The 15,601-nt window shown below is 52.8% G+C and carries 18 protein-coding genes; 4 read left to right on the plus strand and 14 right to left on the minus strand.

Features of this window, described 5'->3' with window-relative positions; genetic code table 11:
• The first annotated feature begins 159 nt into the window (after nt 1-159).
• Complete coding sequence (locus KNP74_RS11670; RefSeq protein WP_214764364.1) at nt 160-861, plus strand: C40 family peptidase; 702 nt, start codon at nt 160-162, stop codon at nt 859-861.
• A gap of 23 nt (nt 862-884) precedes the next feature.
• Here KNP74_RS11670 and KNP74_RS14965 read toward each other — a convergent pair whose 3' ends face one another.
• Nucleotides 885-1,169, minus strand: a complete 285-nt coding sequence (locus KNP74_RS14965) for a YetF domain-containing protein (protein ID WP_251130172.1) — start codon at nt 1,167-1,169, stop codon at nt 885-887.
• A gap of 45 nt (nt 1,170-1,214) precedes the next feature.
• Nucleotides 1,215-1,373, minus strand: a complete 159-nt coding sequence (locus tag KNP74_RS14970; RefSeq protein WP_251130173.1) for a DUF421 domain-containing protein — start codon at nt 1,371-1,373, stop codon at nt 1,215-1,217.
• 136 nt (nt 1,374-1,509) lie between these two features.
• Between KNP74_RS14970 and KNP74_RS11680 the strand changes: the two genes are divergently transcribed.
• Nucleotides 1,510-1,908, plus strand: coding sequence for a hypothetical protein (locus tag KNP74_RS11680; RefSeq protein ID WP_138858766.1), 399 nt, complete (start codon nt 1,510-1,512; stop codon nt 1,906-1,908).
• 10 nt (nt 1,909-1,918) lie between these two features.
• Here the strand turns inward: KNP74_RS11680 and KNP74_RS11685 are convergent, their stop codons facing one another.
• From KNP74_RS11685 to KNP74_RS11725, 9 genes are all read right to left on the minus strand, one after another.
• Complete coding sequence (locus KNP74_RS11685; protein WP_138858765.1) at nt 1,919-2,689, minus strand: ABC transporter permease; 771 nt, start codon at nt 2,687-2,689, stop codon at nt 1,919-1,921.
• Complete coding sequence (locus KNP74_RS11690; protein WP_214764365.1) at nt 2,679-3,605, minus strand: ATP-binding cassette domain-containing protein; 927 nt, start codon at nt 3,603-3,605, stop codon at nt 2,679-2,681. The genes KNP74_RS11685 and KNP74_RS11690 overlap by 11 nt, the downstream gene beginning before the upstream one ends.
• Nucleotides 3,606-3,707: 102 nt before the next feature.
• On the minus strand, nt 3,708-4,676 hold the full coding sequence (glpX, locus tag KNP74_RS11695) for a class II fructose-bisphosphatase (protein ID WP_029594665.1): 969 nt from the start codon (nt 4,674-4,676) through the stop codon (nt 3,708-3,710).
• 17 nt (nt 4,677-4,693) lie between these two features.
• Entirely contained in the window at nt 4,694-5,947 is a 1,254-nt protein-coding gene (gene murA / locus KNP74_RS11700) for a UDP-N-acetylglucosamine 1-carboxyvinyltransferase (protein ID WP_214764398.1), read from the minus strand.
• A gap of 26 nt (nt 5,948-5,973) precedes the next feature.
• The gene (gene fsa / locus KNP74_RS11705) at nt 5,974-6,624 is read right to left on the minus strand and encodes a fructose-6-phosphate aldolase (protein WP_128123504.1); all 651 of its coding nucleotides are present in this window, start codon (nt 6,622-6,624) and stop codon (nt 5,974-5,976) included.
• 79 nt (nt 6,625-6,703) lie between these two features.
• Entirely contained in the window at nt 6,704-7,534 is an 831-nt protein-coding gene (locus KNP74_RS11710; protein ID WP_214764366.1) for a hypothetical protein, read from the minus strand.
• A gap of 97 nt (nt 7,535-7,631) precedes the next feature.
• Entirely contained in the window at nt 7,632-8,486 is an 855-nt protein-coding gene (gene fba / locus KNP74_RS11715; protein ID WP_214759561.1) for a class II fructose-1,6-bisphosphate aldolase, read from the minus strand.
• Nucleotides 8,487-8,646: 160 nt separating this feature from the next.
• Nucleotides 8,647-9,006 (minus strand): response regulator, encoded by a 360-nt coding sequence (locus KNP74_RS11720; RefSeq protein WP_034779266.1) that lies wholly within the window; start codon nt 9,004-9,006, stop codon nt 8,647-8,649.
• Between the two features lie 80 nt (nt 9,007-9,086).
• Nucleotides 9,087-9,437, minus strand: coding sequence for a YxeA family protein (locus KNP74_RS11725; protein WP_214764367.1), 351 nt, complete (start codon nt 9,435-9,437; stop codon nt 9,087-9,089).
• Between the two features lie 112 nt (nt 9,438-9,549).
• On the opposite strand from KNP74_RS11725, the gene KNP74_RS11730 reads away from it, so the two are divergent.
• On the plus strand, nt 9,550-9,972 hold the full coding sequence (locus KNP74_RS11730) for a hypothetical protein (RefSeq protein WP_214764368.1): 423 nt from the start codon (nt 9,550-9,552) through the stop codon (nt 9,970-9,972).
• Nucleotides 9,973-10,014: 42 nt separating this feature from the next.
• Here the strand turns inward: KNP74_RS11730 and KNP74_RS11735 are convergent, their stop codons facing one another.
• Nucleotides 10,015-11,670 carry a glycerol-3-phosphate dehydrogenase/oxidase gene (locus tag KNP74_RS11735; RefSeq protein WP_251130174.1) on the minus strand — a complete coding sequence of 552 codons (1,656 nt, stop codon included), beginning with the start codon at nt 11,668-11,670 and terminating at the stop codon, nt 10,015-10,017.
• Nucleotides 11,671-11,930: 260 nt separating this feature from the next.
• Between KNP74_RS11735 and KNP74_RS11740 the strand changes: the two genes are divergently transcribed.
• Nucleotides 11,931-13,046: an NADH-dependent flavin oxidoreductase gene (locus tag KNP74_RS11740; RefSeq protein ID WP_214764369.1), complete on the plus strand. Its 1,116-nt coding sequence runs from the start codon at nt 11,931-11,933 to the stop codon at nt 13,044-13,046.
• Between the two features lie 35 nt (nt 13,047-13,081).
• Here the strand turns inward: KNP74_RS11740 and KNP74_RS11745 are convergent, their stop codons facing one another.
• Together KNP74_RS11745 and KNP74_RS11750 are read right to left on the minus strand one after the other, a co-directional pair.
• Complete coding sequence (locus KNP74_RS11745) at nt 13,082-14,416, minus strand: polysaccharide deacetylase family protein (RefSeq protein ID WP_214764370.1); 1,335 nt, start codon at nt 14,414-14,416, stop codon at nt 13,082-13,084.
• Between the two features lie 232 nt (nt 14,417-14,648).
• The gene (locus KNP74_RS11750) at nt 14,649-15,479 is read right to left on the minus strand and encodes a TVP38/TMEM64 family protein (protein ID WP_214708424.1); all 831 of its coding nucleotides are present in this window, start codon (nt 15,477-15,479) and stop codon (nt 14,649-14,651) included.
• Nucleotides 15,480-15,601 lie beyond the last annotated feature (122 nt).

Below are 15,601 nucleotides of genomic sequence, written 5' to 3' on the forward strand. Positions count from 1 at the left end.
GTCTCGCGATTGAAAAATGCCATCGGTCTTGCGCATGATATAGTTTATTTGCACAGGAAACCGGGTAATATCCGCAACTTGTGCTCGACTATTGTTTACACACATCGATCATATACAGCCACTTAGGGTTTTATTTTAAAAAACGGAGGGAAATATATTATGTTAAAGCGTTTCGCATCTATCATTGTCGCTGCCACTCTCGCTTTCTCGGGTCTTGCTTTCACAACAGGTGAACAAGCAGAAGCCGCTACTGGAACATTCGCTTACTCGAAAGTTAACGGCTTGAACATCCGCACAGCACCGTCGCTCAAATCGAAAGTCACGACAACGATGAACAAAGGCCAACGCTATACATACCTCGGTAAAGTTGGTTCGTTCTACAAAATCAACTACAAAGGGTCTCACCGTTATATCTCAGCTTCATCGACATATACGTACTTGAAGCCAAACACGAAAACAGCGACTGCGAAGAAAGTAACAACGTCTTCTACATCAAGCGCTCGTACGAAACTCGTAGCCGAGTCGAAGAAGTACCTTGGTACACCTTACCGTTACGGCGGAACGACAACTTCAGGATTTGACTGCTCAGGCTACACAGGTCATGTCTACAAAAAAGCCATCAACAAATCGATTCCACGTGATTCACGTTCGCAATACGCAAAATCGAAAAAAGTTTCGAAGTCAGCGATTCAAGCCGGCGACCTCGTGTTCTTCTCACACAACGGCCGCACGATCCAACACGTTGGAATGGCACTCAGCAAAACACAAATGATCAGCTCTGAAACAGGCGGCGTTAAATACGCGAGCTTCACATCAGGTTACTGGGCACCACGTTATGTCGGTGCAGGCACGTACCTTTAATTTAAACGATCAAACGACTCGGTTCATCGGAACCGAGTCGTTTTTTTCGTCTGGACGTTTCGTAACACCGTATCCGTGCTCGTCAACACCGAGAACGTCCCATCCGTCTCCAAGACGACAGCCTCGACTTGATCGAAATCCGTCCCGCTCGATCGAATCGCCTGCAACACTTCAATCTCGAGCACCCGTTCCCGGCGCATCGTTTCCTCTAAATATGTCCCGTCATAGTAAAGCAGTGCCGGCGTCGACTTGATCAGTTGATTCACACGTTTCGAGCGGGTCGCCAATTTGGCCATGACGTATTGCATGAACACGAGCGTCGCAAACGCGGTCAGTCCGTTCAGCAGCGGCGTCTAGCGACTCGTGAGTGTCGTCGCCAAAATTGATCCGAGCGCCACGGTGACGATAAAATCGAAGGCGTTCATTTTGGCGAGTGTCCGCTTTCCGGAGACTCGCAAGATGAGGATGATCGCCAAATAGGCCCCCACCCCGGTCAGTATGATTTGTAGCATCGTTCGCAGTTGGTCCATCGTCTCCCTCCTTCTCTACTGCTGTTCCACGAAGCGCATCGATTCAATCCCTGTTCATCTTCCGTTCATCTTGATTCGCTACGATGGAGCCATCACCTTGAAGGAGTTGTTCTACGCCATGGAAAAGATTTGGAGTCTTCGTTTGATTCGCCTCGCCGCTCTGTTCGGCGTCATCGGGACGGCGCTCGGTTCGCATATGTCGGGGGCCGGCAGTTACGCCTTCCGCCCGATTCACGCCCATATCTTGCTCGCCGGTTGGTTATCGGCCTTCGCTTGGGGTGTGTTCTATCGTGTCTATTCGGTCCGAAACCAACTGCTCGTGACGATTCACGGATGGACGGCCGTGCTCGGATCGATTGGATTGACGAGCGGGATGTGGCTCTATACGATGAACCCGTTCCAATGGAATGAGACCGTCACCCTTGTCTACTTCATCGTCGGGGGCACAGTCTCATTGATCAGTTTCATTCTCTTTTTGATTGTCACGTTTATGATCGACCAGGACGAGCGGGGTTAAATCCTGCTCGTCATTTTTGTTTTAAGGCGCCGCGCGCATTCGTCGCCGCGAACACGACCATGATGACGCTCATCGCTCCGGCGACGGCGAGTCCAGCCGATAACGCGCTCCAATCGATTGTCGGTTGCGTCAAGACGGCACGCATCCCTTCAAAAATATACGTCGTCGGATTGAACGTCGCCGCTACTTTCAGCCACTCGGCCTCAATCAACTCTTTCGGGACGAACGTCGTCGACAAGAAGATAAGCGGGAAGAAGAGTAACGTCCCCGCCTGCGCGGCCTGAGCGTTCCGTGTTTTCAGCGCGACACCGACCGAATACCCGGCAAAGCCAAGACCGAACCCGATGGCGAGCAACACCGTGAACAAGAAGCCAGGCAGACCGACCGGAATCGACAAGCCGAGCAAGAACGCGACGCCGAAAATGAGGAGTGTCTGAACGAGCAGTTGCAACATGCCGGCAATCATCGGTCCGAGCACAATCGCCGTCCGCGTCGCTGGCGTGAGGAGCAACCGGGCGAAGTACCCGCTCTCGATATCACGGACGAGCGCTTGTCCCGTCCCACCGGCCCCACCGACCGCCCCTGAGACGATGGAGACGGGCAAGATGAAGTTCAAATAGGCGCTCCCATCAAACTGAGGAAGCGAAGCGACACTCGACAGTCCGCTCGTGTAAACCAGTAAGAAGAAGACAGAGATGATCAAGTTCGGGATGAACGAGAACGGATTTCGAATCGTCGTGACGAGACTCCGTTTCGTGAAGAGCCATGTCTCAGTCCACATCGGGCACACCACCTTCGTATGATTCCCCGGTCACTTTCAAAAAGACGTCGTCGAGTGACGGCTGTTTCACGGTCAAACGTTCCGGTTGAAGCGAACGCTCATCGAGTTGGCGCACGACTTCCATCAGCGTATGATCGACGAGCTCGAACGCCACGTGTTGCCCGGTCGCCGCATGACCGAACAGCGCAGCGGCTGCGGCCGCCTCTTGATTGCTGTGAAACGTCATCGCAATCGTCTCGCCGCCGACGAGTCGTTTCAACGCTTCCGCTGTCCCTTCACTGACGATTTTCCCATGATGGATGATGGCGATCCGGTCGGCCAATTCGTCCGCCTCTTCTAAGTACTGGGTCGTCAAAAAAATCGTTGTGCCGAACTCCTCGTTGAGCCGTCGCACCTCGTTCCAAATCTCGATGCGGCTCGCGGGGTCAAGACCCGTCGTCGGTTCATCTAAAAACAAGACGGTCGGGCGATGGACGAGCGTGAGCGCCAAATCGAGACGGCGCCGCATCCCGCCCGAATATGTGCCGCTTCTCCGGTCGGCCGCTTCGGTGAGCGAGACGACACGAAGCAGTTCCTCGGCGCGCATCTCCGCCTCTTGTTTGGTCATCTTGAACAACCGCCCTTGCAAGACGAGCAGTTCCCGCCCGGTCAATACTTTATCGATCCCGGTCTCTTGCAGGGCGACACCGATGGACAACCGGACGTCTTTCTCTTGTTTGACGACATCGAATCCGTTCACCCGCGCCTTCCCTTCGGTCGGCCGGACGAGCGTCGTCAACATTTGCACGGTCGTCGACTTCCCGGCCCCGTTCGGCCCTAAAAATGCGAAGATTTCCCCTTCCTGGACCGAGAACGAGATGCCATCGACGGCAGGGACATCTCCGAACGTCTTGACGAGTGACTCCACTTCAATCATCCTCACACACCTCCTGCCCTTCCTTTCCCGTTCTGCGTGCATTGTAAATATGTAGGAACACATCAAAAAAGCCGCGGACATCACGTCCGCGACTCGAGAGAATTAAGGTTTCATGACCATTTTCGGTTTTTTCTTCAAGGAGTGGATGCCTTCAACGAAGCGGACCGTCCCCGACTTGGCACGCATGACGACCGAATGTGTCTGACCGCCCTGTCCGGTGAACTGAACGCCGCGGAGCAACTCCCCGTCCGTCACGCCCGTCGCCGCGAAGATGCAGTCTTCACCTTTGACGAGGTCGTCTAGAAGCAAAATCCGGCCCGTGTCGGCGATGCCCATGTCTTGGCAACGCTTCTCTTGGGCTTCGTCTTCAGGAAGCAGACGGCCTTGGAAGTCACCGCCGAGACACTTCATCGCGACGGCCGCGATGACGCCTTCCGGCGCACCACCCGAACCGAGCAACAAATCGACCCCCGTTTTCGGGAACGCCGTGTTGATGGCCGCGGCCACGTCACCGTCTGGAATCAACTTGATGCGAGCACCCGTCGCCCGGACGCGTTGAATCATCTCTTCGTGACGGTCACGATGTAAAATCGTGACGACGACGTCTTCGACGTTCTTGTTCTTCGCCTTGGCGACGATGGCGATATTTTCTTCAATCGAATTATCGAGACTAATCAATCCGGCCGCTTCCGGACCTACAGCAATCTTGTCCATATACATGTCCGGCGCGTGCAGCAAATCACCGGCATCGGCGACAGCGAGGACGGCGAGCGCTCCCCACGTCCCCGTCGCGACGATGCTCGTCCCTTCGAGCGGGTCGACGGCGACGTCGAGGCGTGAGCCGTAGCCGTTCCCGACTTTTTCACCGATATAGAGCATCGGCGCCTCATCCATCTCACCTTCACCGATGACGACGACCCCTTTCATCGGGATCGTATCGAACACTTCACGCATCGCGGTCGTCGCCGCGTCGTCCGCTTCTTCTTTCAAGCCTTTACCCATCCAGCGAGCCGAAGATAGCGCTGCCGCTTCTGTGACTCGGACCAATTCCATTGATAAACTACGTTCCACCCGAATTCTCCCCTTTGTTACTCGGACACCTCATCGACCCAGGCGAGGGCGCCGAGTTGTTTTAGTTTGCCGACGAAATCGACATAAGAATCGTTCAATTTTTCCGCATGGATCACCGTGGATTCGCCACTCGCCTGAAGTCCTGCCAAGACGAGTGCTGCCCCGCTCCTCGCGTCCGCACATTCCATCTCCGCATTGGCGAGCGTCGACCCACCACGGATGACGGCCGAAGCGTCCTCGAGCGTGATCTGTGCGTTCATCCGTCGCATTTCCGCGATATGGCGGAAGCGTTGGGCGTACAGTTTATCCGTGACGACACTCGTTCCGTTCGCCTTTAGGAGCGCGGCCGACATGATCGGTTGCAGGTCGGTCGGATATCCCGAATAGTGGAAGACGCGAATATCGATCGGACGGAAGGCGTTCGCCCGCACCGTGATCGATTCTTCGTCCACTTCGACTTCAGCCCCGTAATCCATCAACTTTTGGATGACGCCTTCTAAGTGGGTCGGGATGACGTTTCGTACCGTCACTTCGCCCGCGACCGCGCCATAAATCATAAATGTCCCGGCCTCTAAGCGGTCAGGAATGAGCGTGTGCGTGCAGCCGTGTAATTTGTCGACCCCTTTAATGCGAATCTCGTCGGTCCCTGCCCCGATGACATGTGCCCCCATCGAAGTGAGCATCGTCGCGACGTCGACAATTTCCGGATCGATGGCCGCGTTTTCGATGACGGTCGTCCCGTCTGCGAGCACGGCCGCGAGCATGGCGCTCACCGTCGCCCCGAACGAACGAAGGTCGAGATAAATCCGATTCCCTTCTAACTTTTCAGCGTTCACATGATAGAGTCCCGATTCGTTCTCGACTTTAATCCCGAGACGTTCGAGTGCTTTCAAATGTAAATCGATCGGTCGTGGACCAATCGCATATCCACCGGGAAGCCCGACGGCCCCTTTCCCAAAACGAGCCGCAAACACCCCGAGCAAATAGACAGCGGCTCGGACTTTACGCGTTTCTGAGCCGAGTAGCGGCATGGCGACAGCGTCTTTCGCATGAAGCGTCATCCGCTCCCCGTCCCGTTCAATCGCGACCCCGAGTTCTTGTAATAGACTGAGCATCACTTCGACGTCCTCGATCACGGGGACGTTTTCAATCGTCACCGGTTCTTCCGTCAACAGTGCTGCGACGAGACAAGGCAAAGCGCTCTGTTTGGCACCGCTAATGTCAACTGTTCCTTCAAGCTTTTGCTGTCCTACGATATGGAGAATTTCCACGATGATCAAACCTTTCTGCGACAAACTTATTTGGATTGAGCGTTGTTCCAATCCGCTAAGAATTGCTCGATCCCTTTGTCAGTGAGCGGATGTTTCATCATCTGTTCGATGACTTTATATGGTACCGTGGCGATGTCGGCTCCAAGGAGGGCCGCCTTCGTCACGTGAACCGGATGGCGAACGGAAGCCGCGATGATTTCCGTCTCGATCCCATGAATGGCAAAGATATTGGCAATCGTCTCGACAAGGTCGAGGCCATCTTGACCGATATCGTCGAGGCGACCGATGAATGGCGAGACGTATGACGCGCCGGCCCGAGCCGCGAGTAGCGCTTGGTTGGCGTTAAAGATGAGCGTCACGTTCGTCTTGATGCCGAGCTGTGAAAACGTATTGACCGCTTCCATCCCTGCTGGCGTCATCGGTACCTTGACAGTAATATTCGGCGCGATGGCCGCAAGTTCCTTTCCTTCTTCCACCATACCCGCTGCGTCAAGCGCAATAACTTCCGCGCTGACTGAGAGATCCCCGACGATCTCACAGATTTCGCGTAGCCGTGTATGGAAATCGACGCCTTCTTTGGCGACGAGCGATGGATTCGTCGTCACGCCCCCGATGACGCCCATCTGATGAGCTTTCTTGATGTCTTCCACGTTTGCCGTGTCAATGAAAAAACGCATGTACAATTCCTCCTCGAATGGTGTTGTGATCGCTTACACTTCTTATTATGAGGAAATTGTCATGGAATTGCTACACCCTTTACGTGAAGGCGGCAATAGCGAGCATCGAGCCGACGAGGAGTGCAATCCCAGCAATCGTCCCGAAGAACGTCCACTTCATGATCTTGCGCTGCTTCACGTAGTACGCCTCGTGCGGCCCTTCGTTCAAGCGCTCTGAGCCGTGTGTCTCGACCCAATCCGTGGCTGCCGTCTGTTCATCTGCCACGAGGTCGCCCGTGTATGTGAAAGGGATGATTTCTTCCGACCGAGACAATCGTTCGAACCGCTCGCGCCGTGTCGAGATGTTCGCACCTATCCAGTAGAGCCGTTTCGGCGTGTAGAAGAGCGGGACATCACGTTCATCAAAATACTGAATCCACTGTTCGAACGCGGCAAGATCGCGTTGATCGAACAAGATTTCCATCGAATCCGTTTCGGTCATGATGGCGAGCATCGGCGTATACTCCACTGTCGGTCGCCCGATTCGCACCGTCGGCGACGGCTGCGTCTTCCGGACGATGGCCGGGAAGAAGACGACTTGTTGGATGGTAGCTAGCGGAAAGACTTGCTCGACCGAATCGCCTGGCTCGTGCCGATATGTCACGCCTTCAATGTGTGTCGCGGTCACTTCGTATCGAGAATGATGTCGTTCCTTCCAAAATAAGCGACGAAACGTATTCGTGAACCAGTACACCCCAAACCCACCGATAGCCACAAACACCAACAACGGGATGAGCCAGGCGACCGGATAATAATAAATCAAGGCGAGCGGAGCCACCGCCAACGCTAAAGAAAGGCCAATCAATACAATCGCTCCATACACATAAAATACGCGCCAAAACAATTCCGTTTGACGTTCTTGATAAACCATAAAACTCCCCCTTTTCATATGTATACGTTCCCCTACTCCTGTATGTTTCAACAAAAAAAGCCGGTTCTCACAGGGAGAACCGACTGATGTGACAGGATTATGCTTGGTTGCTTGAACCGAACTCACGCATTTTGCCAGTAACGACGTTGTAGATCGCTTCGACACCAGGGCCGATGACTTTACGTGGGTCATATACTTTCGAGTCCGTGTTGAGCTTCTCACGTACGGCACGAGTCCATTCTTGTTGGCACTCTGTGTTAACGTTGATTTTGCTGTGACCGAGCTCGATTGCTTTTTTGATTTGGTGCTCAGGAATACCTGAACCGCCGTGAAGAACGAGTGGAGTTTTAGTCGCTTCTGCGATTTCTTCCATCTCTTTGAAGCCGAGTTTTGGCTCGCCTTGGTATTCTCCGTGTACAGAACCGAGTGCTGCCGCAAGAGCGTCAACTTTCGCTTCTTTAACGAGACGTACACACTCGTCGAGGTCAGCGTATTGTACGCCGCCGACAACGCCGTCTTCTTCGCCGCCGACTGTGCCGACTTCCGCTTCAACTGAAGCGCCTTTAGCGTGTGCATATTCAACGACTTGTTTCGTCATTTCGATGTTCTCTTCGATCGGGTGGTGTGAACCGTCGATCATAACAGACGTGAAACCAGCGTCGATCGCTGCTTTACACTTGTCGAAAGATGAACCGTGGTCGAGGTGGATTGCAACTGGAACAGTGATGTTGTAGTCGTGCATGAGACCTTCAGTCATTTTAACAACTGTTGTGAAGCCACCCATGTACTTCGCTGCACCTTCTGATACACCGAGGATAACTGGTGATTTCTCGTCTTCCGCAGCGCGAAGAATCGCTTGCGTCCACTCGAGGTTGTTGATGTTGAATTGGCCGACTGCATACTTGCCTTCGAATGCTTTGTTAAGCATTTCTGTCATTGATACTAATGGCATAATGACATCCTCCTGTCTGTTCGCTATTGTGCACTATGGGAAAAGTGCTCCCGTGCAATTCGTTCCCATTATAACACACGTCGAAACGTGTGCCTATGCTATTCGGGCATAGAAATGGCTCTGCGCAAGCGTTTACATATGTCATCTTCGTGACGAATCACTAGATTTTTAGGACTTCTTTCACTTTTTCAATCATGCCATAAATATCGAACGGCTTTTCGAATTGCGCGGTGATGCCCAGGCGCTGTACTTCTTCGAGTGTCGATTTCTCGCCGAACGCGGTCATGATCATGACCGGGGTATCGATGTCTCGTTGACGCATGTTTCGAAGCACCTCATGGCCGAACATGCGCGGCATGTTCATATCGAGCAATACTAAATCATATCCGTTCTGTTCAAGCTTTTCCCAGGCACTCAGTCCGTCATTTGCCGTGTCGACCTCAATGCCGAGGTTTTGGAACACCTGCGCCAACATCAACCGAATCCCGTCTTGGTCGTCTGCGATCAACATCCGTGACATCCATCTACCTTCTCTCCATAGTTTGCAATACTCTAACCATACCAAATCCAATTTCATTTGACGACGCGACTATTTTGAAATCAAGGCAACGGAATCGATACCGGTTGCTCGGTTTGTTCGTCCTTTAACTGGACCGGCACTTCCGACTCAGACACCGAATCGTAGGCGGTAACCATCCGCTCATCTTTCACGTACAGTTTCAAAAAATCGCCTTCAGCCAATCGGACCGGTGCCTCGAACGTGATTGGTCGTTTCTTGCCGTCTTTATTATAGCCAATCGTGTCATACTTATGTGTCTTCCCTTGATCGGTGACGTTTGCGCTCGGCACTTTTGCATAGTAGACGTCGGCGAACAGCCGGTCTGTATCGATAAACCGCCATCCGAGAATCAAGACGAAAACGACACCACCGATTGCAAATACTCGTTTCATCGTAACTCTCCCGCCTTTCCCATTTCCATCTTTTTCAATACCATTGTCTACCTATTTCTAAACACCCGGTACGTTGATATACTGAACACATGAAACGAATAGGAGCTAAATCATGAAACAATATTTGTTATACGTGTTGTTCGTCTTGGCGCTTGGAAGCATGGTCGCACTTGTGGTGAACGTCTTCGGGGAAGACCAAGAAGAGACACCGCTCGCCGCGGCCATCGAGACCGATCTCGAGGAATTGCCGGAGACGTTCGCCGTCTTGTCCGAGACGTTCGATGAGCCAATCGCAGACAGTGACATCGCCCGCATCAAAAAGCTGGCTTCTAACCCGGACCTCGACGAAGCGGACGTGCACGCGCTCGGCACAATCGATGTGATTTTCGAAGGACGACCGACCACGCTGACACTCGAAACAGAAGCGTACCGTGAGGACGGTACGTATCTTTATCTCTATTTGTTCGGTGAACCAGACGTCGTCAAGGCGCTCGACGAACGCATCATGGCGTATTATGAAGAACTGGGCATATGAAAAGGAACCTCGCCGCGGCGAGGTTCCTTTTGGTTCATTTCATTATTCAACCGTCACGGGGACAACGGCGAGATCAATCTCTTTCTCGACTTCGGCCCGCTCTTCAGCGAGACGAGCATCCGACCATTTGAAGACGTCAGCCATGCAACGGAGCACGCCATCTTTATGGTCGCGGACGAAATCGATGTCGAAGAACATCGCCCCGGTCCGGCGGACGAGGAAGTCGATGGCCCGAACGACCGACTCTTCTTCGATGCCGTACATGAGTTGTGCATAGACGTACTCTGGAAGGTCGTACGCGTTCGAGTCCATCCGCTCGATGACACGATCGATGTTCGATCCGTATAGACGAACGAGCTGCTCGGCTTTGACGTCATCGAGACCAAGGTTTTTCAGTTCAGCCTTCTTCTTCGTCAAGAAGTCATCGAACCCTTTCGAGCCACCGACATGGCCGCCCGACATCGGCATATGCTTCGTACGCGAGGCGAGGAAGACGATACCTTCTTCTTGTTTGAGCAGTTTCGCCACTAAATCGACGACTGTCTCTGACATCTTGCGGTAACCCGTCAACTTCCCGCCGGCAATCGTAATCAAACCGCTCTCTGACTGCCAGACCTCATCTTTACGTGAAATCTCAGACGGGTCTTTGCCTTCTTCATAGATGAGCGGACGAATTCCGGCCCAGCTCGACTCGACGTCGTCTGCCGTCACATTGACATCTGGGAACATATAGTGAATCGCCTCTAAAATATAGTCGCGATCCTCGGTCGTCATACGTGGGTGAGCCTTATCCTTATCGAAGAACGTGTCCGTCGTCCCGACGTACGCCTTGCCGTCACGTGGAATCGCGAATACCATCCGTCCGTCCGGTGTATCGAAGTAAATCGCTTGCTTGAGCGGGAATTTCGATTGGTCGATGACGAGGTGAATCCCTTTCGTCAAGCGGAGCATCTTCCCTTTGTTCGAGCCGTCCTGCTCGCGGAGCACGTCGACCCAAGGTCCGGTCGCATTGATGACTTTCTTCGCATAGACCTCATACGTCTTGCCGTCGATTTGGTCCTCGACGTGCACGCCGACGACTTTGCCTTGCTCATAGATGAGACCGGTCACTTTCGAGTAGTTCATTAAGAGGGCACCGTGATTGGCCGCCTCTTTCGCAACTTCAATCGTCATCCGAGCGTCATCCGTCCGATATTCGACGTAATATCCGCCACCGACAAGACCGTCTTTTTTTACGAGTGGTGCTTTTTGAATGACTTCATCCGGTTTCAACATCACGCGGCGCTCTGCGCGTTTGACGCCGGCCAAGAAGTCGTACACCATCAAGCCGACCGAGGTCGAAAGTGGTCCGAACGTGCCGCCCTTATGCATCGGCAACAGCATGCGCTCCGGTGTCGTGACGTGTGGCCCGTTCTCATAGACGATTGCCCGCTCTTTACCGACTTCGGCGACGAGTGCGACTTCGAACTGTTTCAAATAACGTAAACCTCCGTGGACGAGTTTCGTCGAGCGGCTCGACGTTCCGGCCGCGAAGTCTTGCATCTCGAGTACGGCCGTCTTCATCCCACGGGATGCGGCATCGAGCGCAATCCCGGCACCAGTGATGCCTCCGCCGACGACGAGAATATCATGGCGTTCCCCCGTCAATTGTTCGTATCGTTTGGCACGTTCTTTCGCTGAGAAATTTCTAATTTCCATCTTGTCCCCTCCTATAATGAATCCGGTCAGATGTATATGAAAAGAGACCACAACAAAACAAGGCTTCGCCCCCCATGTCGTGGTCTCTCTATAGTCTCCAACCGGTTATCAACTTTTCTCCTGTATTATACCCTATTCTCACGTCTTCAACCATCGACCCGCTCACCAAGTGTGCAACGTGCTCCTCAGAAAGCGTCCTGCTCGCAATTTCGAAAAGAGACGACTAGACTTCAAGGTATCACCAACAAGGAGGAGTTTTTATGAAACGCATGTTACAACCTTTCCAATTTAAAAACGGCGTCGAGCTCCACAATCGGCTCGTACTTGCGCCGATGACCCATTATTCGTCAGAACCGACGGGTGAAGTGTCGGAACACGAACTCGCCTATTACCGGAAGCGAGCGAAGAACGTCGGCCTCGCCATCACGGCGTGTGCTTACGTGACCGAAGACGGCAAAGGGTTCCCGAACGCCTTCGGTGTGAATGACGACAAGTTCATCCCTGGGCTTCGTCAGCTCGCTGAAAGTTTGAGAGCGGAAGGCGCGAAAGCGATTCTTCAAATCTTCCATGCAGGACGCATGTCTCCTCCGGAACTCGTTCCGAACGAACAACCAGTAAGCGCCAGCGCCATCGCACCGGTCCGTGAAGGTGCCGCCACACCACGCGCCCTTGAGACTGAAGAAGTCGAAGCCATCATCGAGGCGTTCGGCGAAGCGACACGTCGTGCCATTGAGGCCGGTTTTGACGGCGTCGAGATTCACGGGGCGAACACGTATTTGATTCAACAGTTCTTCTCACCTCACTCGAATCGACGCGACGATCGCTTCGGTGGCGACGTAAACGCACGCCTCACATTCCCGCGTGAAGTCATTCGCTCGGTCAAACGTGCGGCCGAAGGCACAGACGACTTCTTAATCGGCTACCGCTTCTCGCCTGAAGAAGTCGAAGAGCCAGGCATCACGCTCGACGATACGGACGTATTGATCGATATGTTGCTCGAAGAAAATCTCGACTACCTCCACGCCTCGCTCTGGAACTTCAATATCGGTTCAATGCGGAACGAGAACGTGACGGAGCGGTCGATTGATCGCATCGCTAAACGCATCAACGGTGCCGTCCCGCTCATCGGAGTCGGACAGCTCCAGCGCCCAGGTCAAGTCGAAGACGCACTGAACGTCATCGACCTCGCCGCGCTCGGCCGCGAACTCATCATCGACCCGGATTGGCTCGAAAAAGTGAAAGACGGTCGTGAAGACGAAATCGAGACCGAACTCGACTTGAACAAACAAGCCGAACTCGCCGTCCCGGCTCCGCTCTGGAACGCCATCACAACACGTGCCGGCTGGTTCCCAATCAAAGACCAAGAAGTGAAGTAAACAAGAAAACCCGCCAACGAGCGGGTTTTCTCCTGTCATTTGATCGTCAACAGTTCACTCATCGTGACAAATACATATCCCTCCTCTTGCAAGGAAGCAAGAACACGCGGGAGCCCTTCTGCTGTCGACTCATGAATATCATGCATGAGTACGACTGCGTTCGGATGGATCCCTCCCATGATCAACTCATGCATCTGTGAAGCGTCACGATGACTCCAGTCAAGCGAGTCGACAGTCCACAAGGCGAGCGTCTGTCCTCTCGACTCGATCGTTCGTTCCACCACCTCATTTTTTGAACCATATGGTGGACGGACGAGATGAGCCGGCTCACCGATGATCGCCTCGATTTGAGTGTCGACAGCAGTAAGTTCGACATCGATCGCATCGGCTGATAGTTGTGCCAAGTTTGGGTGATGGTCCGTATGGTTCGCCAATTCATGTCCTGCCGCAGCGACTGCTTTTGCCACATCTGGATAAAATGCCATTTGACTACCGAGCATGAAGAACGTCGCCCGAGCGTCATACTGTTTTAACGCAGCGAGCACCTGTGGCGTCACCGTCGGATGCGGACCATCGTCAAACGTTAAAGCGACATACTTTCCGTCTGGGTCAAGCGGTTTCCGATCCGGATATGGCGTCACCACATCTTCTCGATCATTCTTTTCCTCATCCACATCCATCGTAACATACGGTTTGACGACCTCGAACGGGATGTTCACTTCGATGGCCCCAGCCGCCCCAGCTGCTACTTCGTACTCATCAAACCAGACCGTCAGTCCAGACGACGTGAGCAACCAGTTCGTCGTTTCGGGTGTTCTAAGTGCTTCGTCTAAGAGCTCTTCGAATACGTAGTCATTTTTTTGAGCTTCTTCGGACACCACTTTTTTGAACCAGTCTTTCGATTCATTCCCTGTTTGAAATACGTCGTCCCATCCGATCCATTCCCCTGTCGCAACGTCAAATCGAAATACGTTCACCGTTGCCGTGCCGTTTGCACCTCCAGTGAATGCATATGTATGGACGACGAGTGCGTAGACCGTCTCACTCACTCGAACCGTGTCGGTTTGAATATTCAAATGCCCTTGACGCTTATCGTGTTCTACTAGTTCTGCTTCAAATAGTGCTCGTTTTTCTGCTATAAAAGCATCAAGTTTCTCGTTCACTGCATCATGGTCAGTTCTTGGAACCGACATTGCCATCGTATACGCTTTTGTCTGAACGCTTTCGACGGTCAAATAGAGACCAGGATAGCTCCCTGTAAAGGATGGCGTCTGAATTTTTTTCGTTGTCGGGGCAGCATCTGCCATGTAATACCATGTGCCCGCACTAATCAATAAAAACGCGAGCATAATCCACCTATTGCGTTTCATCGTTCTCTCTCCTATTCACAGATCATCTAGACGTTATGAGTTTACCAAATCCAATTCTAGAAAAATTATCAATCTGGCATCAATTATTCATTCAATGCGCTACGATCAATGTGGTTCAATTATGGAAGAAAAGACGCTTACGTCACTATTCCAAATCAGAAAAAACGCAACGCCTCCAATTGAGACGTTGCGTTTTGAATCGCGTTCTCGCTCCACATCCATTTTATAACCATCAGTTGGAGTTCCCTTTCCTGCGTTGACGCCAGATAAAAGCAAGGATAACAAGAATGAGACTCGCCATCACGGAAATGATCGCGAACGGGCTTGCCCCGGTGAGGAATAACTCGCCTAGTGCGACCGAGTAAGCGAGCCCGAACGACGTGACAAGTTTCGCCCCGATTGCGATCAATGCAAAGCGTGGAAATGGAACCCGGCTAAATCCGGCAGCGAGACAAATCACTTCATCAGGCAAAATCGGAATGACGAACAAGACGAGCAGGACACCGAGCCCATATTGATCGACGTACCGATCATACGTCGCAAGTTTGTCGGCATCGATAAGCCGCATCATTCGCTCTCGACCGAAGCGCGCGATCCCGTACATGACGAGAATACCGAGCGTCGTGGCGATACTACCGATCAAAGCCGCTCGAAGCGGACCGAGTGCGACGCTCCCAATCGGGATACTAACCGCCTCTGGTACAGGGAGTGCAATCGGTTGTAAAAAACTGAATGCGGCGAACACCCACATGGCCTGCTCCCCATACTGTTCGAGCAATCGTTCAAGTCCATATGAATCGTACAGGACGAGTCCAAATGAAACGTAATATAAGAAGACAAACAAAAGAAATAGTGTAAACGTCACTTTCAACATCTGTTTCAAGTACGTATTCGACCCTTCACGAATCGATCGCAATAGACCGATTGAGAGTGCGAGCAACACGATCCCGGTCCATCCAAGTTGATAAGGGAGCAATAGCGTCGGCAAGACGACGAACGGCAACAGGCTGAGCGCGACGAGCGCGCCTCCGTATCCGATATACACCATCATTCGTTTCTGCATGTCGCATCGCCCTCTCCCCGTTCTACTCTTAGTGTACCCGGATTCCTGCCTCGATGTATCCATCTGGGGCTACGGAATGTATCAGCCTTTTGCCCGAGAAAAAAGGCCACAGTCTGATGAGA

The sequence above is a fragment of the Exiguobacterium sp. s141 genome, from assembly GCF_018618085.1.
Taxonomy (GTDB): domain Bacteria; phylum Bacillota; class Bacilli; order Exiguobacteriales; family Exiguobacteriaceae; genus Exiguobacterium; species Exiguobacterium mexicanum_A.